Annotated in this window: 23 protein-coding genes; 17 read left to right on the top strand and 6 right to left on the bottom strand. The window is 41.9% G+C overall.

The features are described 5' to 3' along the window. Positions 1 to 80: 80 nt before the first annotated feature. Positions 81 to 869, bottom strand: a complete 789-nt coding sequence (locus AACR75_RS07110) for a nucleoside-specific channel-forming Tsx family protein (RefSeq protein WP_047689368.1) — start codon at positions 867 to 869, stop codon at positions 81 to 83. 329 nt (positions 870 to 1,198) lie between these two features. On the opposite strand from AACR75_RS07110, the gene AACR75_RS07105 reads away from it, so the two are divergent. The 3 genes from AACR75_RS07105 to AACR75_RS07095 all read left to right on the top strand — a co-directional run bounded on the left by AACR75_RS07105 (position 1,199) and on the right by AACR75_RS07095 (position 3,219). Beyond that, the gene (locus AACR75_RS07105) at positions 1,199 to 1,774 is read left to right on the top strand and encodes an LON peptidase substrate-binding domain-containing protein (protein WP_197056799.1); all 576 of its coding nucleotides are present in this window, start codon (positions 1,199 to 1,201) and stop codon (positions 1,772 to 1,774) included. 162 nt (positions 1,775 to 1,936) lie between these two features. Then, on the top strand, positions 1,937 to 2,539 hold the full coding sequence (locus AACR75_RS07100) for an RNA polymerase sigma factor (protein WP_047689363.1): 603 nt from the start codon (positions 1,937 to 1,939) through the stop codon (positions 2,537 to 2,539). Continuing rightward, positions 2,536 to 3,219: a ChrR family anti-sigma-E factor gene (locus tag AACR75_RS07095; RefSeq protein WP_017044032.1), complete on the top strand. Its 684-nt coding sequence runs from the start codon at positions 2,536 to 2,538 to the stop codon at positions 3,217 to 3,219. The genes AACR75_RS07100 and AACR75_RS07095 overlap by 4 nt, the downstream gene beginning before the upstream one ends. Positions 3,220 to 3,274: 55 nt before the next feature. Here AACR75_RS07095 and AACR75_RS07090 read toward each other — a convergent pair whose 3' ends face one another. From AACR75_RS07090 to AACR75_RS07075, 4 genes are all read right to left on the bottom strand, one after another. Next, the gene (locus tag AACR75_RS07090; RefSeq protein WP_026029152.1) at positions 3,275 to 4,666 is read right to left on the bottom strand and encodes an AmpG family muropeptide MFS transporter; all 1,392 of its coding nucleotides are present in this window, start codon (positions 4,664 to 4,666) and stop codon (positions 3,275 to 3,277) included. A gap of 83 nt (positions 4,667 to 4,749) precedes the next feature. Next, the gene (locus AACR75_RS07085) at positions 4,750 to 5,295 is read right to left on the bottom strand and encodes a peptidylprolyl isomerase (RefSeq protein ID WP_013856167.1); all 546 of its coding nucleotides are present in this window, start codon (positions 5,293 to 5,295) and stop codon (positions 4,750 to 4,752) included. Continuing rightward, the gene (locus AACR75_RS07080) at positions 5,295 to 5,864 is read right to left on the bottom strand and encodes a YajG family lipoprotein (RefSeq protein ID WP_026027920.1); all 570 of its coding nucleotides are present in this window, start codon (positions 5,862 to 5,864) and stop codon (positions 5,295 to 5,297) included. The genes AACR75_RS07085 and AACR75_RS07080 overlap by 1 nt, the downstream gene beginning before the upstream one ends. Positions 5,865 to 5,888: 24 nt before the next feature. Next, a complete protein-coding gene (locus AACR75_RS07075) occupies positions 5,889 to 7,019 on the bottom strand; it encodes a methyltransferase (protein WP_047689360.1) in 1,131 nt (376 codons plus the stop codon). Between the two features lie 161 nt (positions 7,020 to 7,180). Here AACR75_RS07075 and AACR75_RS07070 point away from each other — a divergent pair, with 161 nt between their 5' ends. The 13 genes from AACR75_RS07070 (at position 7,181) to AACR75_RS07010 (ending at position 22,343) form a co-directional block, all read left to right on the top strand. After that, positions 7,181 to 7,489 carry a BolA family protein gene (locus AACR75_RS07070; protein ID WP_026027643.1) on the top strand — a complete coding sequence of 103 codons (309 nt, stop codon included), beginning with the start codon at positions 7,181 to 7,183 and terminating at the stop codon, positions 7,487 to 7,489. Between the two features lie 495 nt (positions 7,490 to 7,984). Then, positions 7,985 to 9,325 carry a Na(+)-translocating NADH-quinone reductase subunit A gene (locus AACR75_RS07065; RefSeq protein WP_026027642.1) on the top strand — a complete coding sequence of 447 codons (1,341 nt, stop codon included), beginning with the start codon at positions 7,985 to 7,987 and terminating at the stop codon, positions 9,323 to 9,325. Between the two features lie 5 nt (positions 9,326 to 9,330). Further along, positions 9,331 to 10,575, top strand: coding sequence for an NADH:ubiquinone reductase (Na(+)-transporting) subunit B (locus AACR75_RS07060; protein WP_013856172.1), 1,245 nt, complete (start codon positions 9,331 to 9,333; stop codon positions 10,573 to 10,575). After that, on the top strand, positions 10,565 to 11,338 hold the full coding sequence (locus tag AACR75_RS07055; RefSeq protein WP_047689357.1) for a Na(+)-translocating NADH-quinone reductase subunit C: 774 nt from the start codon (positions 10,565 to 10,567) through the stop codon (positions 11,336 to 11,338). Before AACR75_RS07060 ends, AACR75_RS07055 begins: the two co-directional genes overlap by 11 nt. Then, entirely contained in the window at positions 11,338 to 11,970 is a 633-nt protein-coding gene (locus tag AACR75_RS07050) for an NADH:ubiquinone reductase (Na(+)-transporting) subunit D (protein ID WP_013856174.1), read from the top strand. Before AACR75_RS07055 ends, AACR75_RS07050 begins: the two co-directional genes overlap by 1 nt. Positions 11,971 to 11,977: 7 nt before the next feature. After that, on the top strand, positions 11,978 to 12,574 hold the full coding sequence (gene nqrE, locus AACR75_RS07045) for an NADH:ubiquinone reductase (Na(+)-transporting) subunit E (RefSeq protein WP_013856175.1): 597 nt from the start codon (positions 11,978 to 11,980) through the stop codon (positions 12,572 to 12,574). 33 nt (positions 12,575 to 12,607) lie between these two features. Then, positions 12,608 to 13,831, top strand: coding sequence for an NADH:ubiquinone reductase (Na(+)-transporting) subunit F (nqrF, locus tag AACR75_RS07040; RefSeq protein ID WP_013856176.1), 1,224 nt, complete (start codon positions 12,608 to 12,610; stop codon positions 13,829 to 13,831). A gap of 190 nt (positions 13,832 to 14,021) precedes the next feature. Beyond that, positions 14,022 to 15,029 carry an FAD:protein FMN transferase gene (locus AACR75_RS07035; RefSeq protein WP_047689354.1) on the top strand — a complete coding sequence of 336 codons (1,008 nt, stop codon included), beginning with the start codon at positions 14,022 to 14,024 and terminating at the stop codon, positions 15,027 to 15,029. Positions 15,030 to 15,037: 8 nt separating this feature from the next. Beyond that, on the top strand, positions 15,038 to 15,271 hold the full coding sequence (gene nqrM, locus AACR75_RS07030) for a (Na+)-NQR maturation NqrM (RefSeq protein WP_013856179.1): 234 nt from the start codon (positions 15,038 to 15,040) through the stop codon (positions 15,269 to 15,271). A gap of 258 nt (positions 15,272 to 15,529) precedes the next feature. Further along, positions 15,530 to 16,762, top strand: coding sequence for a site-specific integrase (locus AACR75_RS07025; protein WP_031381286.1), 1,233 nt, complete (start codon positions 15,530 to 15,532; stop codon positions 16,760 to 16,762). Next, positions 16,755 to 19,007, top strand: coding sequence for a hypothetical protein (locus tag AACR75_RS07020; protein WP_047689352.1), 2,253 nt, complete (start codon positions 16,755 to 16,757; stop codon positions 19,005 to 19,007). Before AACR75_RS07025 ends, AACR75_RS07020 begins: the two co-directional genes overlap by 8 nt. 8 nt (positions 19,008 to 19,015) lie before the next feature. Beyond that, the gene (locus AACR75_RS07015; RefSeq protein WP_047689349.1) at positions 19,016 to 21,799 is read left to right on the top strand and encodes a hypothetical protein; all 2,784 of its coding nucleotides are present in this window, start codon (positions 19,016 to 19,018) and stop codon (positions 21,797 to 21,799) included. Beyond that, positions 21,792 to 22,343: a hypothetical protein gene (locus AACR75_RS07010; RefSeq protein WP_047689347.1), complete on the top strand. Its 552-nt coding sequence runs from the start codon at positions 21,792 to 21,794 to the stop codon at positions 22,341 to 22,343. The genes AACR75_RS07015 and AACR75_RS07010 overlap by 8 nt, the downstream gene beginning before the upstream one ends. A gap of 57 nt (positions 22,344 to 22,400) precedes the next feature. Here the strand turns inward: AACR75_RS07010 and AACR75_RS07005 are convergent, their stop codons facing one another. Next, positions 22,401 to 22,619 (bottom strand): helix-turn-helix domain-containing protein, encoded by a 219-nt coding sequence (locus AACR75_RS07005; protein ID WP_031381290.1) that lies wholly within the window; start codon positions 22,617 to 22,619, stop codon positions 22,401 to 22,403. A 288-nt stretch (positions 22,620 to 22,907) separates the two neighbouring features. Between AACR75_RS07005 and AACR75_RS07000 the strand changes: the two genes are divergently transcribed. After that, a complete protein-coding gene (locus tag AACR75_RS07000) occupies positions 22,908 to 23,327 on the top strand; it encodes a hypothetical protein (protein WP_156117101.1) in 420 nt (139 codons plus the stop codon). Positions 23,328 to 23,699 lie beyond the last annotated feature (372 nt).

Raw genomic sequence — 23,699 nt, 5'->3', positions numbered from 1 at the left:
CGCCAAGGATAATGAGGTAGAAATGGAAAGCAATAAAAATGGCGCTCGAGAGCGCCATTTAGCTAAAAACTTAGGTTCGATTAGAACTTGTAAGTCACAGCTAGGTAGTGACCAAAGCCAGTTGACTTGAAGCCATCAGTATCTTTGATACCGTAGATATCTTTGTAACCTTTTAGACCGTAACCCACAGCAAAGCGGTCTGAGTGCCAGTAGATACCGTTAAACATAGCACCGCCATCGTTAGATGTTGCGTATCCTTTACCTGTTTCCATACCAAATTGGTAATCGATGTAACCTTGGTAAGAGATAAATGAGCCGTTTTCAAAGAAGTAGAAAGGCTTGAACCAGTTGGTTGAGATTTGGAAACCATTCCAATCTTTCTTATTTGAATCGTAAGTACCGTACAGGTTTAAACCTACTTTACCTAGCCAAGGCACATTCACATCAGAGCCAAGGCCCACTTTTTGAGTGTTAACGCCAGACTTACCACCCCATTCCATTAGCGTAGAGACATACAACTCTTGCACTGGCCCGAAAGACAAATCTTTACCTGTAAGTGCATCTAGTGACATACGAGGTGCAAATTTCATAAAGATTTTTTCTTTACCTTCTTTGTCACTGCTTGGGTTGCTTAGCAGGTTAAAGATATCAACGTAACCGTACAGATCAAAAATCCCTGAGCGGCCGCCAAATTCCATCTCTAAGTAATCATGTGATGACTCACCTGGTAATTCATCGATTGCAGCCATTAGGTTAAATTGCATCCATTTGTAATCGTTTTTATGGATGTCGCCATCTGAATAGTCAGCGGCCATAACTGGAGCAGAAGTTGCAGCCATTAGGCCTAGAGCTAGAAGTGATTTACGCATAAGGGGGACTCTCTATGTTTTGTCATAATTCAGCACACGTATATTTCTGATGTGCGTTCAATTGGCCCGAATAATAACGATAAAAATCTCAATTAAAAGTGATTGCGAATGCAAAAGTGAACAAATTTGGTGACTTAAGTCACGATAATGAATATTTGCGCGGAACTAAATTAATATTTCGTTCGTTTGCATCTTTAATGTGATTTTAATCACTTAAACGTTTGCTTTGGTATTGTTTTATGCAAATCGATAAACCAACATTTTTAGTTAGTGATCGTTTTGTAATCTTCAACGTATTTATTGACGGGCATGATGAAGAGTGATGAATGATGAAGAAATTGATGCTGTTTCCTTTAGCTTCAATCGTTTTACCAGAAGGGAAAATGAAGCTACGGATCTTTGAATCAAGGTATAAGAGGATGGTCACTCAATCCAGCCAGTCTGACTCTACATTTGGGATTTGTTTGATTGATAACAAAAAAGGCAATAAAGCAAATCAGTTATCTAAATTTGGGATGTTGGTTAAGATTGTTGATTTTGAAGCGCTCGACAATGGGATGTTAGGATTAACCGTGATGGGAATGGAGCGCTTTAAAATAGAGTCAGTAGTGAGCGAATTTGATGGCCTGCGAGTTGCTCAGGTCACGTTATTGCCCAGTTGGCCAGTAAGAGATTTAGAACCTCACGAATGGTATTTAAGCCACCAGCTGCAAGCGGTTTATCAACAATTCCCTCAGCTTGGCGAGCTCTATTCGCACTGTTTTTTTGATGATGCCAGTTGGGTGGCGCAGCGATGGCTAGAGCTGCTCCCTATCTCGATTCAACAATTTGATGATTTAATGAAGCAGGATGACGCGCACAGTGCGGTTGACTTTTTATTGCAGGTAATCGAAGTCTCACACTAACTTTGAAAGCGTGCAGTAAACTTAAACGAGAAGTCGCTCTGTAGTAGTGGCTTTGTATAAAAAAGAATACGACGAGTGATCGATGTATGCATTACTCACGTATAAAGGTTTATGGCTACTGTATGCCAATAACAACGGTTACTCCTAAAGGAAGAGCGCAGCATGAGCAGTGATTCTCAGCATAGTGTGTCGCTAAGCCCAAGCTACACCAAGCAAGACTGGGCTGAATGCATGGAACGTGTCAAGCAACGTGATAAGCAGGCGTTTGCCTTAGTGTTTCGTTATTTCTCTCCTCGCTTACAACAGTTTGCGTTTAAGCATGTAGGCAGTGAGCAAGTGGCGTTAGAAATGGTGCAAGAAACCATGACCACGGTGTGGCAGAAATCTCACCTATTCGATAACCGAAAAAGTTCGCTTTCGACGTGGGTTTACACGATTGCACGCAATTTGTGTTTTGATCTCCTGCGTAAGCAGCGCGGACGAGAGTTACATGTTTATGCCGATGATATTTGGCCAGCTGACTACTGCCCACCTGATTTGGTTGAACATTATTGTCCTGAACATGACATGTTAAAAGAGCAAATATTAAAGTTTGTGGCGTTGTTGCCTGAAGCTCAGCAAGCCATCGTGAAGGCGGTGTATCTTGAAGAACTGCCCCAGCAGCAGGTTGCGGAGATGTTCAATATTCCTCTCGGTACTGTCAAATCGCGTTTACGACTAGCCGTTGAAAAACTTAGACATTCTATTCAAGCGGAGCAATTATGAGCCACCATCCAAGCAACGAAGTACTGCAGCAGTATGCCAATGGTTCAATTGATGCGGCGCATGGCATTATGATTGCCACTCACCTTGAACTCTGTACTCAGTGTCGTCAACAGGTTCAATACTTAGAAACTCGGGCCGCCGAAGCATTGCTGAGCCAATCGTTGCCGCAACAAAGAATGGCCGTTTCTAATGATGATCATTTAAACCAGATGTTTGAAACGATCACGGCGCTGGATACTCTACACCCATCGACCTTGCGTAAGCCTGAGCCGATAGAAATTAAAGTCAATGATCGCGTTGTGATGCTGCCTAGTACACTGAGCCAACTGATTCGTTTTAAAGGCGAGTGGCGCAGCTATGGTGGTAAAGTTTTTAGTGCCCATCTAGATATTGCTGAAGACTCTCGCATGAACCTGATGTACATCAATCACAACGTGCAGATCCCTCAGCATACACACAAAGGGGTTGAGTCGACCTTGGTGCTCCATGGTGGCTTCAGTGATGAAGATGGGCATTATCAAGTGGGTGATTTCATTCAAAGAGATGCGAGTATTAAACACAGCCCTTTTACCAAAGTGGATGAAGATTGTTTATGCTTAACGGTGCTAACTGAGCCGATGCTGTTTACGCAAGGTGTTGCGAGAGTGTTTAACTTATTTGGTAAAGGTCTCTATCCGTAGTCCATAGCAGGCACATCAAATTAAAAAAGGTCGTATTGTACGACCTTTTTTTCATCTAACGCTTATCAATGCCTTGCTTGGCAATATCATCGATGTCTCTCTGCCGAGCTTTTTGCAGTAAATCAGCAAAATAATGGCGCAGTGAGTAGAGCATGATAAGGCTTGGTACTACCATCAGTGCGGTAATAATAAAGAATAGTGACCAATTATTGAGATAGTCGACCAACTCCCCGCTAAAGGAAGCCAGCGTGGTGCGGCCAAAGTTTCCTAGAGAGGCCAATAGCGCATATTGCGTTGCTGAAAATGCCTGCCCTGTTAACACAGTAAGAAACGAAACAAAGGCCACGGTGGAAAACGCAGTGGTAAAGTTATCGACAATTATGGTCGCCAAGAACAGATGCTCATTAGGGCCAACTTGAGCGATCCACGAAAACATCAAATTACTGGCAGACATCGCGATGCCACCAATCATCAAGCCGCGAACAATACCAAATCGCACGTTAAACATACTGCCAATCAAAGTGAAGAATAGGGTTGCTCCCCAACCAATTAACTTCGAGTAGTGGCCAATTTGTTCGTTGCTAAAGCCAATTTCTTTGTAAAATGGAATCGACATTCGGCCAAGAAAAGCTTCGCCAATCTTGAATAAAAAGACAAACAACAGCAGGGTTAGTGCTACTTGCGCGCCATTGCGTTTGAAGAAATCGAGAAATGGTTCGATTACGGTAACGGTGAACCACGCGACGACTTTCGAACCAACTACTTGATTGTGTCGCAGCTCCGCTTGATGCTGTAGTGCTTCGCGATGTGTTTTTGGTTCGCCCACCAAGAGCGTGAAAAGCATTAACAGCCCGACACAGAGTGCCATGCCATAATAAACGGCATTCCAACCGATACTATCGGCGTTTACAAAAGCGAGATAGCCCGGCAGAGAATATCCAGTCCACCACCCCATGATGGCCATGGCGGAGGCTTGTGGCAGCTTATTGGCTTGTGATTTGGGGAAAGTATCGATACGAAAAGCATCAATCGCGATATCTTGAGTGGCAGAAGCGATCGCAATGCCCAAGGCAAGCATTGAGGTAAACATCAAATTTTGGGCTGGATTGACACCCGCAATCAGCAACGTACAGATCAAAATGATCGATTGGCACAAAAATACCCAACTGCGGCGTTGACCTAATAATGGCGTCAGAATGGGTAATTTGACGCGATCCACCAATGGGGCCCATAGAAAATTAATCGCGTAAACTGCGAAGACACTGCCAAAATAACCAATAGCAGCGGTGGTTAAGCCTGCATCTTTTAGCCATCCTGACATATTTGAACCAATCAAAACCCACGGAAAACCGCTCGAACACCCCATCATAAATACCCACAATAGGCGTTTATCAAGATAGCTACGGATAGTTTCCATCCAAGTGAGAGAGGAGGAGGTTGATGGCATACAGTGAATCCTTGTCAGTAAAGCAGCTTAGGTCGAAAGGCGACCCAATAAAATCAAACGCCGATAAATCGGCGTTGGTATGGTTATTGTTCTAGTGTGACATTCGTAATAACGATTGGTTCGATGGGAACGTCTTGCATTCGCCCTTTCGTGCTGGTCGGCTGTTGAGCCATTTTTTGCACAACATCAAACCCTTGCGTGACTTTACCAAAGACTGCATAACCCGGTGGGCGAGCGTTGTAGTTGAGAAAATCATTATCGACCAAGTTAATAAAGAATTGGCGAGTAGCCGAGTTAGGATCATTGGTACGGGCCATTGCGATCGTCGCGGTGTCATTAGTCAACCCATTGCTCGCTTCATTTTTGATGGGAGCGTAAGTGGTGAGTTGTTTTAAATCCGCATCAAATCCGCCGCCTTGTGCCATAAACCCTGGGATAACGCGGTGGAACTGGCTGCCAACATAACTGCCATCTTCAACATATTTTACGAAGTTTGCGACAGTCGTTGGCGCTTTCTCTGTATTAAGTTCAACAGTAAATGACCCTAAGTTCGTCTCAATTAGGACGTTGGGCGCCGAAAACGCAGTGCAACTGACGAGCGCTAATGTCGTAACGAGAGAACGTAACATTAAAATCGCTCCTGTAAATAACCATTAAGTTCGCTGTCATTGGCAATTTCTTTAAGTACCAAGTTCATGACATCGTTGAGTACCATTTCAATCTCATCATTTGAAGCGCTGAGTGTACCGGAACGTTTTGCCGTTCCGTTGAACGTTTTCACCAATTTGCCTTTTGGTGTTTCCGCGGTGATTTCAAGCGTGACACTGCCATCCATTTCATTCGACATGACGCTGTGTTTTACCGTCACTAGTGCTTCTGCAATTTCAACGGTGACATTGTTTTCGCTGTTCACTGTTAAGCGATAGCCTTGAGAGCTAAATTGTTCTGCCAACGCATTCTCAACCGCAATGCGAACATTTTGTTTGGCATGAATTGGCTCAATATTAGAGCGGCCACTATCCACTAAAGCCACATATTGCGCCGATCGAACATCTTTGCTAACCAGAGTAAAGGCTTTATTGTTGACGACCGTATTTTTGCTGGTCGTTGCAGTAGGCATAAAGTTGATTTGCTGTTGCTGAGGTGCGGCACAAGCGGTGAGTAATGCGATTGAGGCTGCGAGAACCAGTTTTTTCATGGTCATTTCCTTTCTTATCCTTGCCTATTTAGTTGCTTGTAAGATAACAAATTTATGGTTGGTCGCGACAGTTTTTACCTGCCCTTGGCCAAATAATCTTGCTAGTTTTACATCGTAGCCGAGGTGGCGATTGCCGATCACTAATAATCGTCCCCCTTTTTTAAGAACATGCTTTGCATCACAGAACATCTGCCAAGCAATGTGATCCGTGATAGCTTGTTGTTGATGGAATGGTGGGTTGCACAATACTAAACAGCTACTCTCTTGTTGAAAACCATCTAAGCAGTTATTCGCAATGCATTGAATATTGCGATCTTCTCCTAAATTCCCCAGCAAATTTAGCTTTGCAGACTCGACGGCCATCAAGCTTTCATCAACGCAGGTCATGCGTACTTGAGGATTGAGTTGGCCCATCTTGATTGATAACACCCCGTTGCCGCATCCAAGGTCGATGATGTGCTGTAACTTAGGATCTTGTGGAAGATGCTGTAGAAAAAAGCGTGCGCCGAGATCCAATCCCTCACCTGAGTAGACATTCGGCAGATTTTTTAGACGGATGGATTCGCTTTCTACGGCCCATTCAGTTATGGGTTCCACCGTTTCAATCGGTGATACGTTCGGTGCTGAAAAAACGAGGCGGTGTTTTTTCCATGCAAGAGAAGTGCTTGTTGAACCTAAATACTTTTCAAATAAGTTTAAGGTTGATGTGTGGATCTCTTTCGCTTTGTTGACCGCTATCACAGGGCAATCTTGGGCAAGGGACTGACGGAGTTGGCTTAATTGCCAAACCAAGTGGCGATTGCTCTTGGGCAATTGAAAAAGCACCAGATCGACCGATTCAGGGATGGCATCCATTGTTGAGAGCAATTGCACGTTGCGGCACTGATTGCGCTGAAGATTGTTTAACGTACCTTGTTGCGAAATAAAAGAGTCGCTCATCATGGTGACGTGATGCTTATCTGCAAACCAACACGATAGAGCGCCAAAGTGATCGTTTAAAATAAGGATGCGTTTGCCTATTGCTAAATTCAACGCTTCAATATGATTAATCATATATTCATCGCCCGCATCCCAAGCTTGTAATGTTTCGTTTGAACGATGTGGGAAACGGTGCAAGCTCAACGTTCGATCATGCAGTGCCAACTCTGTTTTCATAATTTTTTATAGGTCGTAGTGAGAATTACGGATGCATTGTCTCAAATGGCGTAGAAACAAGGAACCAAAACCTTTCGCTATTCTATAAGGCTAGTTAAACTTAAATCTCTTTACACTCGTATATGTTCTCATGCTCTTATTTGAGGAAGAAAGGCAACGGTATGATCCAACCCATAATCGAACAAAAATTGCATCAAGCATTTCACCCTGATTATTTGAAAGTCGAAAATGAAAGCTACATGCACAATGTGCCTTCAGGATCGGAAAGCCATTTTAAAGTCATTGTGGTGAGTGACAGTTTTGAAGGAATGCGTTTGATTGGCCGTCACCGACAGGTTAACCAAGTGTTGGCAGAAGAGTTAGCGAACCACATTCATGCACTCTCGATTCATACCTACACACCACAAGAGTGGCAGGCGCAAATTAGTGGCGTACCTGATAGTCCTATGTGTATGGGCGGTGGAAAATAACTCGTTCAGAGCCGTCTGAATATGCTGTTCTCTTGTTCTGTTTTTGAGCGGAATGTTAACAGTATTTAAACAAATTGACGAGATGAACAAGTTGAGAGAAATTGTTTTAGGTAGTGAATAAAAATAAATACTCATAAGGGGTAAGGAATAGGTTATTTGTGCGATGCTTCAAAGTTATGACTATTCGCTAGCCTTTATGATTCAAATCCTTCCAAATAAAACGACTTATCAGAGGATTGGTCATGGCATCAGGTTCCGAAAAAATGCTAGACTATTGCACCTAATGGATCTCATACCATACTTGTGATGAGGTTATTAAAAGGATGTTGCGGTTCTGGCGTTTAAAACAAGCCAAAATCGGACACAGAAATGTCGTGTCTAAGGCTGGTTTAACTTTCATTTGGCCTCTTATCAAGAACGACCATGAAAGATAAACAAGCCTTGAACTTACGCAATTAAAAGAATCTTTTTCCCGATAAAATAGTGCAAGTGCGTATGATTACAATAAAAAGGGGTTTGGACCTTCCTATTGCAGGAACTCCTTCCCAGGTGATTAATGATGGTAAGACCATCACTAAAGTCGCCTTGCTTGGCGAAGAGTACGTTGGCATGCGTCCTACCATGCATGTTCGCGTAGGCGATGAAGTAAAGAAAGCTCAAATTCTTTTTGAAGATAAAAAGAATCCGGGTGTTAAATTTACTTCACCAGCAAGCGGTAAGGTTATCGAAGTCAATCGTGGCGCCAAACGTGTCCTACAATCCGTTGTGATTGAAGTGGCAGGTGATGAGCAAATCACGTTCGATAGCTTTGAAGCTAGCCAACTAGCAAGTATTGACCGTCAAACGGTTAAAACTCAGTTAGTTGAGTCTGGTCTTTGGACTGCGTTGCGTACTCGTCCGTTTAGCAAGGTTCCAGCAATTGAGTCTTCAACTCAGGCTATTTTTGTGACAGCAATGGATACCAATCCATTAGCGGCAAAACCTGAGACGATCATTAATGAGCAATCTGAAGCATTCGTCGCTGGTCTCGATATCCTTTCAACTCTGACTGAGGGCAAGGTTTACGTCTGTAAATCTGGTACTAGCTTACCACGCTCTTCACAGCCAAACGTTGAAGAACATGTGTTTGATGGCCCACACCCTGCTGGTCTTGTAGGGACTCACATGCATTTCCTCTATCCAGTAAATGCAGTCAATGTGGCGTGGAGCATCAATTACCAAGACGTGATTGCGTTTGGTCAATTGTTCTTAACCGGTGAGCTATACACACAACGAGTGGTGTCGCTTGCAGGACCCGTGGTCAACAAACCTCGTCTTGTCCGTACTCAGATTGGTGCTAGCCTAGAAGAGTTAACGGATAACGAATTGATGCCGGGCGAAGTTCGTGTCATCTCTGGTTCTGTACTTTCTGGTGTGAAAGCGGCGGGGCCTGTAGCTTATCTTGGTCGTTACCACCTCCAAGTATCGGTTCTGCGTGAAGGTCGTGACAAAGATTTTCTTGGTTGGGCAATGCCTGGCAAGAACAAATTTTCAGTCACTCGCTCTTTCCTTGGTCATCTATTCACAGGTCAGTTGTTCAACATGACAACCACAACCAATGGTAGTGATCGTGCGATGGTACCTATTGGTAACTATGAAAAAGTGTTGCCACTAGATATGGAACCAACGCTCCTACTTCGTGACCTATGTGCAGGTGACATCGATAGCGCTCAACGTCTCGGTGCCCTTGAACTGGACGAAGAAGATCTCGCATTGTGTACCTTTGTATGTCCTGGTAAATACGAATATGGTCAGCTACTTCGTGAGTGCCTAGACAAGATTGAGAAGGAAGGGTAATTTTCATGGGCCTTAAAAAGTTTCTTGAAGACATCGAGCATCATTTTGAACCTGGCGGCAAACATGAAAAATGGTTTGCCTTGTATGAAGCAGCCGCAACGCTTTTTTATACGCCTGGTTTAGTTACAAAACGAAGCTCACACGTTCGTGATAGCGTTGACCTCAAACGCATCATGATCATGGTTTGGCTAGCGGTATTCCCAGCGATGTTCTGGGGTATGTATAACGTTGGTCACCAATCGATTACTGCACTTAACCATCTGTATTCTGGCGCTGAATTGGCGACAGTCATCAGTGGTAACTGGCACTATTGGCTAACTGAAATGCTTGGCGGTACATTAAGTACGCAAGCCGGTTGGGCAAGTATGATGCTGCTCGGTGCGACTTACTTCCTACCTATCTACGCCACGGTATTCTTGGTCGGTGGTTTTTGGGAAGTGCTGTTTTGTATGGTGCGTAAGCATGAAGTTAACGAAGGTTTCTTTGTAACTTCAATTTTGTTTGCTCTGATTGTTCCACCCACACTGCCTTTATGGCAAGCCGCTCTAGGGATTACCTTTGGCGTGGTTGTTGCCAAAGAAATCTTTGGTGGTACTGGGCGTAACTTCCTAAACCCAGCATTAGCCGGTCGTGCTTTTCTATTCTTCGCCTACCCAGCACAGATCTCTGGTGACGTTGTTTGGACAGCTGCAGATGGTTTTTCTGGTGCAACGGCGCTAAGCCAATGGGCTCAAGGTGGTAACGGTGCTCTGATCAATAAGGTCACTGGCGAAGCCATTACTTGGATGGACGCATTTGTTGGTAACATTCCTGGCTCTATCGGTGAAGTATCGACGTTAGCACTGGCGATTGGCGCGGCATTTATTGTCTACATGGGCATTGCTTCATGGCGCATTATTGCAGGTGTTATGGTAGGTATGATTGCCATATCAACGCTGTTCAATGTTATTGGTTCAGACACAAATGCAATGTTTAATATGCCTTGGCATTGGCACCTAGTACTTGGTGGCTTTGCGTTTGGTATGTTCTTCATGGCAACCGACCCAGTATCGGCTTCATTTACTAACAAAGGTAAATGGGCATACGGTATTTTGATTGGTGCAATGTGTGTGATGATTCGTGTGGTTAACCCAGCTTACCCAGAAGGTATGATGCTGGCGATCTTATTTGCGAACCTATTTGCACCTTTGTTTGACCATATTGTGATTGAGAAGAACATCAAGCGGAGACTAGCACGCTATGGCAAGTAATAACGATAGCATTAAAAAAACGCTGTTTGTTGTTATCGCATTGAGCTTAGTGTGCTCAATCATCGTATCGACAGCAGCGGTTGGCCTGCGTGACAAGCAAAGAGAAAATGCGGCGCTGGACAAGCAGAGCAAAATTCTGCAAGTCGCTGGCATTGAAGCGAAAGGCAGTAAACAAATCGTTGAGTTGTTCAATAAAAGTATTGAACCACGTCTGGTTGACTTCAAGACGGGTGACTTTGTTGAAGGCGATGCAGCTAACTACGATCAACGCAAAGCAGCGAAAGAAGCCTCTGAATCGATCAAGCTGAGCGCTGAACAAGATAAAGCGAAGATCCAACGTCGTGCGAATGTTGGTGTGGTTTATCTGGTGAACGACGGCGATAAAACCAGCAAGGTGATTCTGCCTGTACACGGTAATGGTTTGTGGTCAATGATGTACGCATTTGTGGCTGTAGAAACCGATGGTAATACCGTTTCCGGCATTACTTACTACGAACAAGGTGAAACTCCGGGATTGGGTGGTGAAGTTGAAAACCCATCATGGCGTGCTCAATTTGTTGGCAAGAAATTGTTTGATGACAACCACCAACCTGCAATTAAAGTTGTGAAAGGTGGCGCTCCTGCCGGATCTGAGCATGGCGTTGATGGACTTTCTGGCGCAACACTGACCAGTAACGGTGTTCAACACACTTTCGACTTCTGGTTAGGTGATATGGGCTTTGGTCCATTCCTAGCAAAAGTTCGTGACGGAGGTTTGAACTAATGTCTAGCGCAAAAGAGATTAAAAAGAGCATTCTAGCGCCAGTGTTGGATAACAACCCAATTGCACTCCAAGTGCTTGGTGTCTGTTCTGCCCTTGCGGTAACCACTAAGTTGGAAACGGCGTTTGTTATGACGCTAGCCGTTATGTTTGTAACGGCTTTCTCTAACTTATTCGTTTCGTTAATTCGTCACCACATACCTAACAGTGTGCGTATTATCGTTCAGATGGCGATCATTGCTTCATTGGTTATTGTTGTTGACCAGATCCTACGTGCTTACTTATACGATATCTCGAAACAGCTATCGGTATTCGTAGGGTTGATCATTACTAACTGTATCGTAATGGGCCGTGCTGAAGCATTTGCAATGAAGTCGGCACCGATTCCTTCCTTTATCGATGGTATCGGTAATGGTCTGGGTTATGGTTTTGTATTGATCACTGTTGGTTTCTTCCGCGAACTTCTTGGTTCAGGCAAGCTATTTGGAATGGAAGTTCTACCTCTTGTGAAAGATGGTGGCTGGTATCAACCTAACGGTTTGATGCTGCTAGCACCTTCGGCATTCTTCCTAATTGGCTTCATGATTTGGGCGATTCGCACGTTCAAACCTGAACAACTAGAAGCGAAGGAGTAAGGGCGTTATGGAACATTATATCAGTTTGCTTGTTCGATCGATTTTTATCGAAAACATGGCACTCTCTTTCTTCTTGGGTATGTGTACATTTCTTGCTGTATCTAAGAAAGTAAAGACATCGTTTGGTTTAGGAATTGCGGTTACGGTTGTTCTGACCATTTCAGTACCAGTAAATAACTTGGTTTATAACTTGTTACTTAAACCAGGTGCATTGGGTGAAAATATTGATCTTACATTTCTAAATTTCATTACCTTTATCGGTGTTATTGCCGCATTGGTACAGATCTTAGAGATGATATTGGATCGTTTTTTCCCACCTTTGTATAACGCGCTGGGCATTTTCTTACCTTTAATCACAGTGAACTGCGCCATTTTTGGTGGTGTATCTTTCATGGTTCAGCGTGATTATAACTTTGCTGAATCCGTCGTTTACGGTTTCGGTTCGGGTGTGGGGTGGATGTTAGCGATTGTCGCTCTTGCCGGTATCCGTGAGAAAATGAAATATTCAGATGTACCTCCGGGTTTACGTGGTTTAGGGATTACCTTCATCACTGCGGGTCTAATGGCGTTAGGCTTTATGTCTTTCTCTGGTGTTCAACTGTAAGTCGGGTAAACCGCAACAATTAAGGAATAGTCAATGGACATTATTCTTGGTGTAGTGATGTTTACCCTGATTGTTCTAGCACTCGTTTTGGTAATTCTATTTGCTAAATCTAAGCTAGTTCCAACAGGCGACATTACAATTTCAATTAACGGTGATGCAGATAAGTCTATTGTGACTAATCCAGGTGGCAAGCTACTGAGCGTACTTGCAGGTTCTGGTGTCTTTGTATCATCGGCGTGTGGTGGTGGCGGCTCTTGTGGTCAATGCCGTGTAAAAGTGAAATCTGGTGGTGGTGATATTCTTCCTACTGAACTTGATCACATTACTAAAGGTGAAGCTCGTGAGGGTGAACGTTTAGCGTGTCAAGTGGCTGTGAAAACAGACATGGATATTGAACTTCCTGAAGAAATTTTTGGTGTTAAAAAGTGGGAATGTACCGTTATCTCTAACGACAACAAAGCCACCTTCATTAAAGAGCTTAAACTTCAGATCCCTGATGGCGAGTCAGTACCTTTCCGTGCTGGTGGTTACATTCAGATCGAAGCGCCAGCACACCACATCAAATATTCAGATTTTGACGTGCCAGAAGAGTATCGTGGCGATTGGGACAAATTTAACCTGTTCCGCTACGAGTCAAAAGTTGATGAAGATATTATTCGTGCTTACTCAATGGCGAATTACCCTGAAGAGTTCGGTATTATTATGCTAAACGTGCGTATTGCTACGCCGCCGCCTAATAATCCCAATGTGCCACCGGGTCAGATGTCTTCTTACATTTGGTCACTGAAAGAAGGTGATAAATGTACTATTTCTGGTCCATTTGGTGAGTTCTTTGCCAAAGATACGGATGCAGAAATGGTCTTTATCGGTGGTGGTGCGGGCATGGCTCCAATGCGCTCACACATCTTCGATCAGCTTAAGCGTTTAAAATCTACCCGTAAGATGTCTTATTGGTATGGTGCGCGCTCTAAGCGTGAGATGTTCTACGTTGAAGATTTTGACGGCCTTGCAGCTGAAAACTCGAATTTCGTATGGCATTGTGCGCTTTCTGATCCAATGCCTGAAGATAACTGGGATGGATACACAGGTTTCATCCACAATGTATTGTATGAAAACTATCTGAAAGACCATGAAGCGCCTGAAGATTGTGAATACTACATGTGTGGTCCACCGATGATGAATGCGGCTGTGATTGGCATGCTGAAGAACCTTGGTGTAGAAGATGAGAACATCCTTCTTGATGACTTCGGTGGTTAATTCACTGAAGTAAGTAAAACCCATGGCTGGCTCTGATGAGTCAGCCATTGTTTTTTTAGTTTTAGTTTTAGTTTTAGTTTTGCCTTGTGGCTTTGAATTCCAACTCAGTTAACATAGAAAATAGGTGTAGGAATTTCTTTTCTATAACCACTTCTTTTCTATATTCACTTTCATTTTTAGGAGTAAACAAGTGAAAAAATGGCTTGTTGCGTTAGCTTCTCTATTCATCTTGGCGGGTTGTGAAAAATCGGTTGAGCAAGTTCATCTCAGTGGCCCTACTATGGGCACGACTTACAATATTAAGTACCTGAAAGCTGAAGGTATCCCTAGCTCGGAGGCTCTTCAAAAGGAAGTTGATCGGTTATTGGAAGAAGTGAACGATCAAATGTCGACCTATCGTAAAGATTCCGAGCTCAGCCGTTTTAATCAATATCAAGGAACGGAACCTTTTACGGTTTCTTCTCAAACCGCAACCGTGGTGAAAGAAGCGCTGCGTCTTAACGGTCTTACTTTAGGTGCATTGGATGTCACTGTTGGTCCTTTGGTTAACCTATGGGGTTTTGGCCCTGAAGCTCGTCCTGATGTGGTGCCAAGCGATGCAGAATTGGCTGAGCGTAAAACCAACATAGGCATTGAGCATCTTCGCGCAACCGACACTACGTTAAGTAAAGATCTTCCTAATCTCTATGTGGACCTTTCAACTATTGCGAAAGGATGGGGAGTCGACGTGGTCGCTGACTACATTCAATCACAAGGCATTGCCAATTACATGGTTGAAGTCGGTGGTGAGATGCGCTTAAAAGGCGTAAATCGAGAAGGCGTAGCTTGGCGAATCGCCATAGAAAAACCGACAGTTGATGAACGTACCGCTCAAGAGATCATTGAACCTGGAGATCTGGCAATTGCCACTTCAGGTGATTACCGCAATTATTTTGAGCAAGATGGTGTGCGTTATTCTCACATTATCAATCCAATCACTGGAAAACCCATCCATAATAAAGTGGTATCAGTTACCGTTTTGGATGCATCTTCAATGACGGCAGATGGCCTAGCGACTGGATTAATGGTACTAGGAGAGACGAAAGGTATTGAGGTTGCAGAGCAATACAATATTCCTGTGTTCATGATTGTGAAAACAGAACAAGGTTTTGAAGAGATTGCCTCCAGCGCATTTAAGCCATTTCTAAATAAAAAGTGAGTTAAGTTATGAATACTTTTTTCATTACATTCAGTGTATTTCTGTGTGTCATTGCCGCGATGGCCGTTGGCTATGTCTTTCAAAAGAAAGTAGTCAAAGGCAGCTGTGGTGGATTAGGTGCTGTTGGCATTGAAAAAGTGTGCAATTGCCCAGAGCCTTGTGATGCACGTAAAAAACGCGAAGCTAAGGCCGCAGCAAGAGCTGAAAAGTTAGCGCATTGGGAAAAAGATCGTATCGCCTGAGCTACGATTAAAGAGCCTGTTTTGTGCAGGCTCTTTAATTTTTAAAAGCAATTCATTTCAATCCATAGAAACCAAGAATATACTGTTCATGTATACAGTTCTTTGATGGTTTTGAATTGGAAAATAAAATCAAAAAAATTATCCATATTGATATGGATTGTTTCTAAACTCTGATGTGTTAACTTAAAGAAAAATTTGTAAGTATTTTTATTGTTTACTACCTTTTACTTGTGGGTGGTAACGTAATGGTAAAAATGTATGCAAAGAACAAATGATGAAACTCATAACCAGCACTGGATTTATCTTGATGATAACGACGTGCCACTTCTGTTACCTTGCCTTTATAATCGTTACACCACCTTGAATGGACTTTCTGTTGTCCATGAGAAAGTAAAGAACCCTGAGACCGAACAATATGACTTCCAATTCAAGGAGGTTGAAATTGGTGAGGATGCTCAAAATGTCAGAGGGGAAAAATTGGGCGTTTTCCTTGAGTGGTTAGAAGATTATGGGAAAGGAACAGATCACCCCCTACTTACACTCGATAACCATACTGCTCTTCCCGCTGAATATATGAATACATTCATTAATGACCATCTAGTTCATACGATGGAAGCTAGTGAAGTTGTCGTTAAACGAGCGGTAATGTCATTAGAGAGTTATTACAACTGGCTGTCTTACTTCTTTGATATGTCATATAAAAAAATCTTTATATATTCAGAGAATAGAGAATTAGTTCGCTCCAATAGCAAATCAAAACTCATCATAAAATACCTACTTCCAGCAACGAGAGAATTGCTTTACGCCAATACCGATACTCTTTTGGAGGGCATTGTTCTACGCAATGGTGGAGAGCTTGGTTGTCGAACCAAAGAGAACCAAGGGTTTTACTTAGAAGACTTTAAGGCTGATGGCTCTATTCAAAAAGGCTTATTGAGCCTTTTCAAAGATATGATGACTAATCCTGATAAAGAGGAATTTGAGTACCACCTAGCTTCTTTTCACGCAAAATATGGTTCAAAGAGAAAGCTTTACATTGAACGCTCTCACCTTAATTTAATGAAGCGTTATTATGATTTGGAGCGACCAAAAACTGAGAGTAATCAGTTATTGGTATCCAACTCTACTAATGACACTTTTGGTAAGCCCGTAGGTAAGCAATACGGCACTCAACTTTTTTCTAGGGTGTTAGAGAAAGTTCGCAAATTAATGCAAGAGAATCCAGAAGCTTACTCAGGCTACCAAGAGTTGGGTAAAGCGCTGAGTTACCACCACCTAAGACACTCATTTGGCACTGATATTTTCTATGAAGGTTGCCAAAAAGCAAGGAAATCATACGAATCGATTACCACGGAATCTGCGGTGTATATTGAAACTGCAAGACGCTTAGGACATAAAGTAGATAGCAAGTATTCAAACCAAACCACTAAAGTGTACATTCATGCTTGTGGGCAGAGAGAGAAGTTACTAAGGGAGGTGGTTCATGGATGATTTAGAGGAATTTTCAAGCGCTGAGATAGAAAAGGCGTTATCAAGTGAATTTAAGAAAAATCAACCTATCACATCACTAGAGTTGCCTTTCTCTGTTAGATCTATTTCTATCCCTAAACTAGAGCAAGGTAGTGCTGCCTATATTCTATCCATGACCGATACCGAGGACTCCGATAAATCGATTATCTACAAGGCAATGATTGCGGCTTATAACTACGCCTTTTTTGATAAAAGCGCTGCGCTTTCTGCAAAATATTACTTTTCGAGCACAGTCAAACCATTTATTGCATGGATTAATGCCTACAAAATTGAAAATCGTTACGAAATACTAAAGCGTTACGAAACCGACCGAATGGATGAGTTGGAGAATCATGGGGGGGTAAGCCCAATATCAAAGTTAAAGAGTGTATTGGGTTATGCCATTGAGTCTGAATCATTAAGAGAGGAGTTAAGTAGTGATGAGTATGGTTATCTTATTGAACTTCGTAAAACAAAACAGACCCCTAATTTGAATAAGTCTCAAAAATCCATTGCCAGTTATTTCGGTGCATTAGACTGGTTAAGAAGAGACGATATTGGTATTGGAATTGAGCTTTATTCCGCTCTCGCTTCCCCAAAACTGGCGGTGAGTTCATTAAGCTTAACCGCAGCTACTGTCATTCTTGAACTGAAAACCTATAAAGATGAACTACAAACGCTGATTAGGAGTATTAAACCGCAGTTAAGTCCTTGGTTAGTTATTGAGTCAAAGGATAAAACTAGTGAGAAGCGTAAAGCAGTCGGTAATATCATTTATTTGATGTTGTCTGCTTACCACAAGCAAGATAATCCATCGAATGCACTTAAAGCAGCACTGGGGACTTTCATTCTTTCTAATTCAAATAGTTTAGCTGCCTACAGTACTATTTCTTCTGCATTAAAGAGTCAGGATGAGTGTGATAGCCTTTTTCTGAATAAAGAACGTGACAAAGCGAAAGTTAATGCGAATTTCATAAAATTGCATTCTTCTGCATTACTAGATGGCCCTCTTCTCTCTCTCGAATGGATAAAGAGGGTCTTAAAGGATGATTCATCAAAAGCACTGACTAATGTAGAGAGGTTAATGTTTGCTTGGCTGATGGCAAGCTTAACTGTGCAACCGACAGACATACCTAAGCTGACGCATTCTGGTTTTAGATTGATGAAAATTGGCGGGAGAGTGACCAATATTGAGTGTGAGTATTTTAAGGGGCGGTCTAAAGTGTTTCATACAACCCGTTCTTTATCCGCTCGAACACCAGAAGGTAAGGCGCTTTTAGCACTACTAGAGCAGCAAGATGAAGGCTTACCTTTCTTTGTTAACCAAGTCTTGGTGATTAGTAACACAAACAACTCACTTTTAGGTGTTTTTAATGAGCTACTGCAAATAAGCGATTTGTCTGAAAAGCTTGAAGCTGCACACGAAAAACAGCAGCTACCCAATTTAACGCCTCAAGCAATTTGCGCCCTGATTTCCCACGGTATCCATCCTGAAAATGTTATTGAGAACCCAAAAAAAATAACGATAGGAGAGAGGCGTAAACTAGTCGCTCAATCGCAATCACCTTGTCAGAAACATATTTTTGGTCTTCAAGCTATTAAAAATAGTGCGGTTCATGCATTTAGTGACCCATACACCTTGAATTATCTCATTAATCGTAATTCCCATTCGAACCAAACTGAGAAAGTAAGCTACTTAACCGAAGAGAATGAAGAGTGGATGAATAGCTCTGGTCGAATCACTCGTGAGGTGATGCTGGATTTGATTCATAATGTTTTTAACTTAAATTTTAAGCCTGAGAATGAAAAGCAAGTTGCAGCATTTAATAGTGAGTTCATGGCGGTCACAGATTTGATTGCATACAAGCATGAGGAAATGAATGCAAGGCTTAGAGTTGTCACAGGGCAAGAAAAAGGGCGCGTTAATGAAGTGGGCGTAATGGCGTTGAGTGACCAAAAAGAAAACGAAGCATTGTCGCCTATTTATGTTTCAGATGACCCTATTACTGTGTTGAAGATGCATAATTATCTCCATGAATTCAAAAAGAATTATAAGAAGCTCCTTTCTCATAACCCTGACCACTTATTTAAAACCGTGATACCGACTGTGGAATGGTTAGAAGATACCCTACCTAAGATGAGTAAAGCGTCACAACGTAAAGGTCGGGAGCAGTTTGACTTAATGATAAAAAATGATGTGGTAATGAGCGTCTTTCATTCAATGTAGGGGGAGTTATGGCACCAACAGTATTAAAAAATCCAATTGATAGTTTTTGGTATGACCAGAGTTTAAAGCTGACCGCTAACCCATTTTTCATAAGTGATAAAGGCGATGTTTATTCTGACACTTGGCAATTCAAAGCTAAACGCAATGGCAGCACCACAACGTTAGATTTCTCATGGTTTGATTTGCCTGCTTTTAACCATGAATCCATATTAACCTATTTAAAGGATGGGTATGACTCCCCTTTAAATGCGAAGGAATATGCAAAATTAGTATGTCTGAGTGTTATTAGTCCTACGAGTTTTGAATACGCTCTTCCTGCTTATCAAATGATGTTGCATCTTTTCGCCTTCCTTAAAGAGAATGGCGAAACAAGCCTTACTGCATCGTTGTTGGAATCTTTTTGGACATCGTTTATGGCGAGAACGGTCAACCAGTATGGATTTGTGAACCGTATATCTACGCCTTCTTATCGAGGGTCACTAGCACCATTTCGGTTTCATACAATAAGAAACAATCTCAAAGCTCTGGGTGTGGTTGGTGTTATTGATTTCTCTCTAACACAAAAGAAAATAGATAAAAGCTTAGATGAAATTTGTCAATCACAATACAGCACAACGCTCTCTGAGTTTAAAAAAGGCGGTAGCTTGAACTTTCTTGGGCTTGAGTTGGGGCAGTATTACGTTGACTATCTTAAACAGGTTTATCAAAACGACTTTCTGTACACCACCGTATGTAGGTTGGTATTTGAGAGTATCGGCACTAAATATGGGATGAAGAGCTTAGATAGTAGTCCATCGAATTCCCTTCGTGAAGTCATGCTAACAGCAGTATTAGAGAGTGTTGAATACAAGTCGACAGCCCATAGGGCAGGGGTTAACTTTAATGCTCTTACAGTGGAAGTGAAAGATGCGCTCTTTGAAGAGTACTCGAAGCGATTTGAATTGGTAACGTCTTTAAAAGACCAATCCATTGAAGCGTTAGTTATTGAGTTAGGGTTATCCTCTCGAAGTGATTCAGTGGAATTAATTCGAATATTAATGCTGCAAAAATACTTAGGTTTGGAGGGACATAAGACCCCGAATGAGGTATGGCAGGGCTACTTGCTTTCATTAGATAAAACCTTTTTAGAAGCTGAATCGTTAAGCCAATTATCCGTAGATGATGTATACGGAAAAATGCAAGCAATTGTATCTGAAAAAATATTGGGGAGAGGGCAGTTTCTTACTGATATTGGCGCTTGGGCAAATAAACAATTGTCTAATTCAGAGTTAAAAACGTATGAAAGCTTTAAAGTAATTTTGAATATTCCACTTTATGCGATGACTAACCTTGTTGTGGCTTGGACAGGCTACCGACAATCGGAGTTTGGTTTTCCATTGAAGTCCATACAGTCTGAAGCAAACTTGGATATTCTCGATAATGCTCACGTTCCATTTCGCTTCAAGCTTAAGTGGTTTGTCCCTAAAACGGGCGGTTCGACAAAAATCAATCGAGAAGTTACCTCTCAATGTTATCAAGTTGCTGCGCAATTAAATGAGGTGTTTGGGCATGAAGGTGATGAGCCGTGTCTGTATTCTTACGCAGGAAACGCTAAAAAAGATAGAATTAATCAATCAGGGACATACATTAATAATAGAGTGAGTGCTAATTGGGAAGGCTTTGTCAGAGCGTATCAACCTTTTAATGATGTGATTAAGCTCGATACCTTAAATAGCAAGCACACTACTCAGTTGACGATTGATGAGCAAAAAGAATTAGAATTGCTGTCAGCCAAATACAGTATTGGCAGTGCGCGTTATAAGAACTTGCTTTCTTGTGCTCAAGAGGTGAAAACAGATTGGTTGCGCCTTTCTTGCTCATCACTTAATGGAGGTAAAGCTCAAAAAGCACTGAAAGCCTCTCTTATTTTATTCTCTAAAGGTAAGCCTCTTGAAAATACAAAGCATCAAGAAATTATCGAAACTTATCTTTCCGATGAAACTAAAGCACTACTAACTAGTGGCTCAGTGGATTTGAAGGATAAGAAAACAATGATGGATATTTGCTCTGAGTTATTAGAAGGTGTGCGCTATCCTTCTCCTCACGCTTTTCGTCATATATGGGCTGAGTCAGTTCTCACACGCTATCAGGGTGACGTGGGCGCGGTCATACGCCACCAGTTTGCTCACCTAGATAATTCTTTCTTCATGGCGTATCTAAGAGATAAAAATGCTAGAGGGTTAATGCAATCAGCGAAGCAGCGTTACCTAAACTCATTGGTCGAGTTGCTGATTATAGAGTCAGAGCAAGTTGGTGAAAAATACGTAGGCGGTCTGGCACAGTTCGTGAAAAAAGCGACATCATTAACGCAAGTGAAAGATGATAATGGAATACTTGCTCTAAGAGAGGCGTTAAGTGGTCGTCTCATTGATATTCAGGTGAATACTTTCGCTACTTGTATTCCTCGTGATGGTGCGGATTCTAGAGCTAAATGTTCGAAAATGGGGTCGTTAAACCCACAAGAAGCCAAGCCTGAGTTTTGTCTGAATTGCACCAATGCACTTATCACTGAGGGTAATATCAAAGGGATATGGCAAGTGATTCAACCAATGGTAAAAGAGGCGTTACAGGAACACGCTTTTGGTTTTTTGTTAGAGGCACACCTACCAACACTCAAATCAAGCTGGAAGCGCATTAAAGAGCTGAGAAGTGAAGAGAACGCTGTAAATGTCGATAAGATTTTAGCTGCAATTACCAAAGCAATGAATGCTATAGAAAGTAAGGTTAAGGAAGAGGAAGAACTCTATGCATAATTATGTTGATTTAGATGAACTTATGTCGGATGAGTTTCTGGACTCGTTAGATGATGCCTCTACCGAACCAGTTCAGAATGAACAACCAGCATGGGTTATTGATGATCCAGAGCATACAACCCACAAAGCTTACCATGCCATTCTTGATTTGAAGAAGGAAGCTGAAGAAGCGATTTCAAGCTTTGGTGAGGTAGCAACAAATAAGACTAAGAAATTCTACCAAATTAAAAAGTCTAACGTAGCCAAAGTCGTTGGTCGGTCAGCACAAAGTATTTTTAATGCGTCCTCATTCAGTAAAGACATTGATGCCTTCTTTGATGATGTTAATCAAGAACTTTTAGAGATGCATGAGCTTGAGCAAAAGAAGCAATTAAAAAGAAAGAAAACGGGCATCAGAGTTAATAAAAAAGAAGTTATTGTTCAAAGTCACCAATCTTTAGAAAAAAAGTACAACGAACTTAAAGCTCGAAGCGTCAAAGAAACATTGGATTTAGCCGTTGCCAAGATGCCTTTGGATTTGAAAGCAAAAATGGGACTTATGTAAGTTGCAAGTCGTCAAAAAGCAACATCTGCATTACAAATTGATGTATCTGTCTTGGGCTTAATCTTCATCTGGAATCAAATCATAGATAGAACATTTGAGTGCTTTAGATATCGTAAACACCTTCTCTAAAGTCACGTTTTTTTCACCGCGTTCAAGCACACCAATATAGTTCAAACTAAAGCCGCACTGCGCAGCCAGTTCTTTCTGTAAAAGACCTGTTTTTTTTCTTTGTTTTGCGAGTTTTTCACCAAACTCAATCGCAATCTTATTCTTCATTCATTCTTGTAGAAAAGAACAAAACACACTATAGTGTGTTTTGTGATTGTATTGTCACACGGTCAAGCCAGTTTGCCGCTGATACCTTGACTGTATACCTACCCACTGGCAACTGATGGGAGTCAGACCAGTGGGTTTTCATTTCAAACACTATACTGCACTATACACGTAATGATGAAACAAGTTGATTTTATAAGGCTCATTTCGAGTCATCTACCATCTACTTTTTCAACAAAAGAACTTTTGTTGGTACTCACGAAGCTATTTCCAGAAAAAAGCGAACGAGACATGCGTAAATGCATGCATAACCACCTGTATCGTTTAGAAAAACAAAGATTGGTGAAGCGTCTTAACCCGAAAGGTACGGTCAATGCTTCTTTCGAACCCCTTTTTCCATTTGAACTACAAAAATCCATTGACCTAGAAGATGTTGGTGAGATCCTTAGTAGCATTGATTCGCACCGTGAAAGGTTAGAAAAAGACAAAGTTCTTATATTGAAAAAGCAGGAAATCCTAGAGCGACTAAAACGAGAACACCACTCGTTCAACCCCCAGATAAACAGTAAGCTATTGGCATTAACTTCAGATTTAACAGAGAAAAGTCTTGAGCTAGAAATCATTGGTGAATTATTGAATGAGAGTGAAACTCAGATCATTCAAGAGCTGTCACCAGCCAATAAATGTTGTTATGAACCTCTGAAGGTGTAACACATATAACGATGACCATATAAGACATAGTTAAAGCTCTTATCAATGCCAGCTTTGAGAATCAAGGTGGCATCGTCACTAATGCCCACAGAGCAAGCTTTGTTTCAAGACTGATGTCAAAGCACTACAAAGCGATTGGTAGCGCAAACACGACCATAGTAGACAGAATGGTGACTTCTATACTGATACATTGCCTCACTCAATTGACTCATTGCGTCATTTAAGTGGGCTGGTCATGAGAAAACTGATTATTTATCAGTACCTTAAGTGTGGTGGTGTGGTGGGGGTTAAATTCCACCTCTTTGAAAACCTATATATTAAGTTCTTGTGTTTTCTAATGTTCTTACCTAGTCAACTAAACCTCTTAATCCT

Source organism: Vibrio sp. ZOR0018, assembly GCF_963865925.1.
GTDB lineage: Bacteria > Pseudomonadota > Gammaproteobacteria > Enterobacterales > Vibrionaceae > Vibrio > Vibrio anguillarum.
Note: the sequence above shows the minus strand (reverse complement) of the source record. Positions and strands in the feature narration are given on the sequence as shown.

Excerpts from the sequence above, each read along its gene's own strand:
- AACR75_RS07110 (WP_047689368.1), bottom strand. The coding sequence starts at position 869 with ATGCGTAAATCACTTCTAGCTCTAGGCCTAATGGCTGCAACTTCTGCT.
- AACR75_RS07105 (WP_197056799.1), top strand. The coding sequence starts at position 1,199 with ATGAAGAAATTGATGCTGTTTCCTTTAGCTTCAATCGTTTTACCAGAA.
- AACR75_RS07100 (WP_047689363.1), top strand. The coding sequence starts at position 1,937 with ATGAGCAGTGATTCTCAGCATAGTGTGTCGCTAAGCCCAAGCTACACC.
- AACR75_RS07095 (WP_017044032.1), top strand. The coding sequence starts at position 2,536 with ATGAGCCACCATCCAAGCAACGAAGTACTGCAGCAGTATGCCAATGGT.
- AACR75_RS07090 (WP_026029152.1), bottom strand. The coding sequence starts at position 4,666 with ATGCCATCAACCTCCTCCTCTCTCACTTGGATGGAAACTATCCGTAGC.
- AACR75_RS07085 (WP_013856167.1), bottom strand. The coding sequence starts at position 5,295 with ATGTTACGTTCTCTCGTTACGACATTAGCGCTCGTCAGTTGCACTGCG.
- AACR75_RS07080 (WP_026027920.1), bottom strand. The coding sequence starts at position 5,864 with ATGAAAAAACTGGTTCTCGCAGCCTCAATCGCATTACTCACCGCTTGT.
- AACR75_RS07075 (WP_047689360.1), bottom strand. The coding sequence starts at position 7,019 with ATGAAAACAGAGTTGGCACTGCATGATCGAACGTTGAGCTTGCACCGT.
- AACR75_RS07070 (WP_026027643.1), top strand. The coding sequence starts at position 7,181 with ATGATCCAACCCATAATCGAACAAAAATTGCATCAAGCATTTCACCCT.
- AACR75_RS07065 (WP_026027642.1), top strand. The coding sequence starts at position 7,985 with ATGATTACAATAAAAAGGGGTTTGGACCTTCCTATTGCAGGAACTCCT.
- AACR75_RS07060 (WP_013856172.1), top strand. The coding sequence starts at position 9,331 with ATGGGCCTTAAAAAGTTTCTTGAAGACATCGAGCATCATTTTGAACCT.
- AACR75_RS07055 (WP_047689357.1), top strand. The coding sequence starts at position 10,565 with ATGGCAAGTAATAACGATAGCATTAAAAAAACGCTGTTTGTTGTTATC.
- AACR75_RS07050 (WP_013856174.1), top strand. The coding sequence starts at position 11,338 with ATGTCTAGCGCAAAAGAGATTAAAAAGAGCATTCTAGCGCCAGTGTTG.
- nqrE (WP_013856175.1), top strand. The coding sequence starts at position 11,978 with ATGGAACATTATATCAGTTTGCTTGTTCGATCGATTTTTATCGAAAAC.
- nqrF (WP_013856176.1), top strand. The coding sequence starts at position 12,608 with ATGGACATTATTCTTGGTGTAGTGATGTTTACCCTGATTGTTCTAGCA.
- nqrM (WP_013856179.1), top strand. The coding sequence starts at position 15,038 with ATGAATACTTTTTTCATTACATTCAGTGTATTTCTGTGTGTCATTGCC.
- AACR75_RS07025 (WP_031381286.1), top strand. The coding sequence starts at position 15,530 with ATGCAAAGAACAAATGATGAAACTCATAACCAGCACTGGATTTATCTT.
- AACR75_RS07020 (WP_047689352.1), top strand. The coding sequence starts at position 16,755 with ATGGATGATTTAGAGGAATTTTCAAGCGCTGAGATAGAAAAGGCGTTA.
- AACR75_RS07015 (WP_047689349.1), top strand. The coding sequence starts at position 19,016 with ATGGCACCAACAGTATTAAAAAATCCAATTGATAGTTTTTGGTATGAC.
- AACR75_RS07010 (WP_047689347.1), top strand. The coding sequence starts at position 21,792 with ATGCATAATTATGTTGATTTAGATGAACTTATGTCGGATGAGTTTCTG.
- AACR75_RS07005 (WP_031381290.1), bottom strand. The coding sequence starts at position 22,619 with ATGAAGAATAAGATTGCGATTGAGTTTGGTGAAAAACTCGCAAAACAA.
- AACR75_RS07000 (WP_156117101.1), top strand. The coding sequence starts at position 22,908 with ATGCGTAAATGCATGCATAACCACCTGTATCGTTTAGAAAAACAAAGA.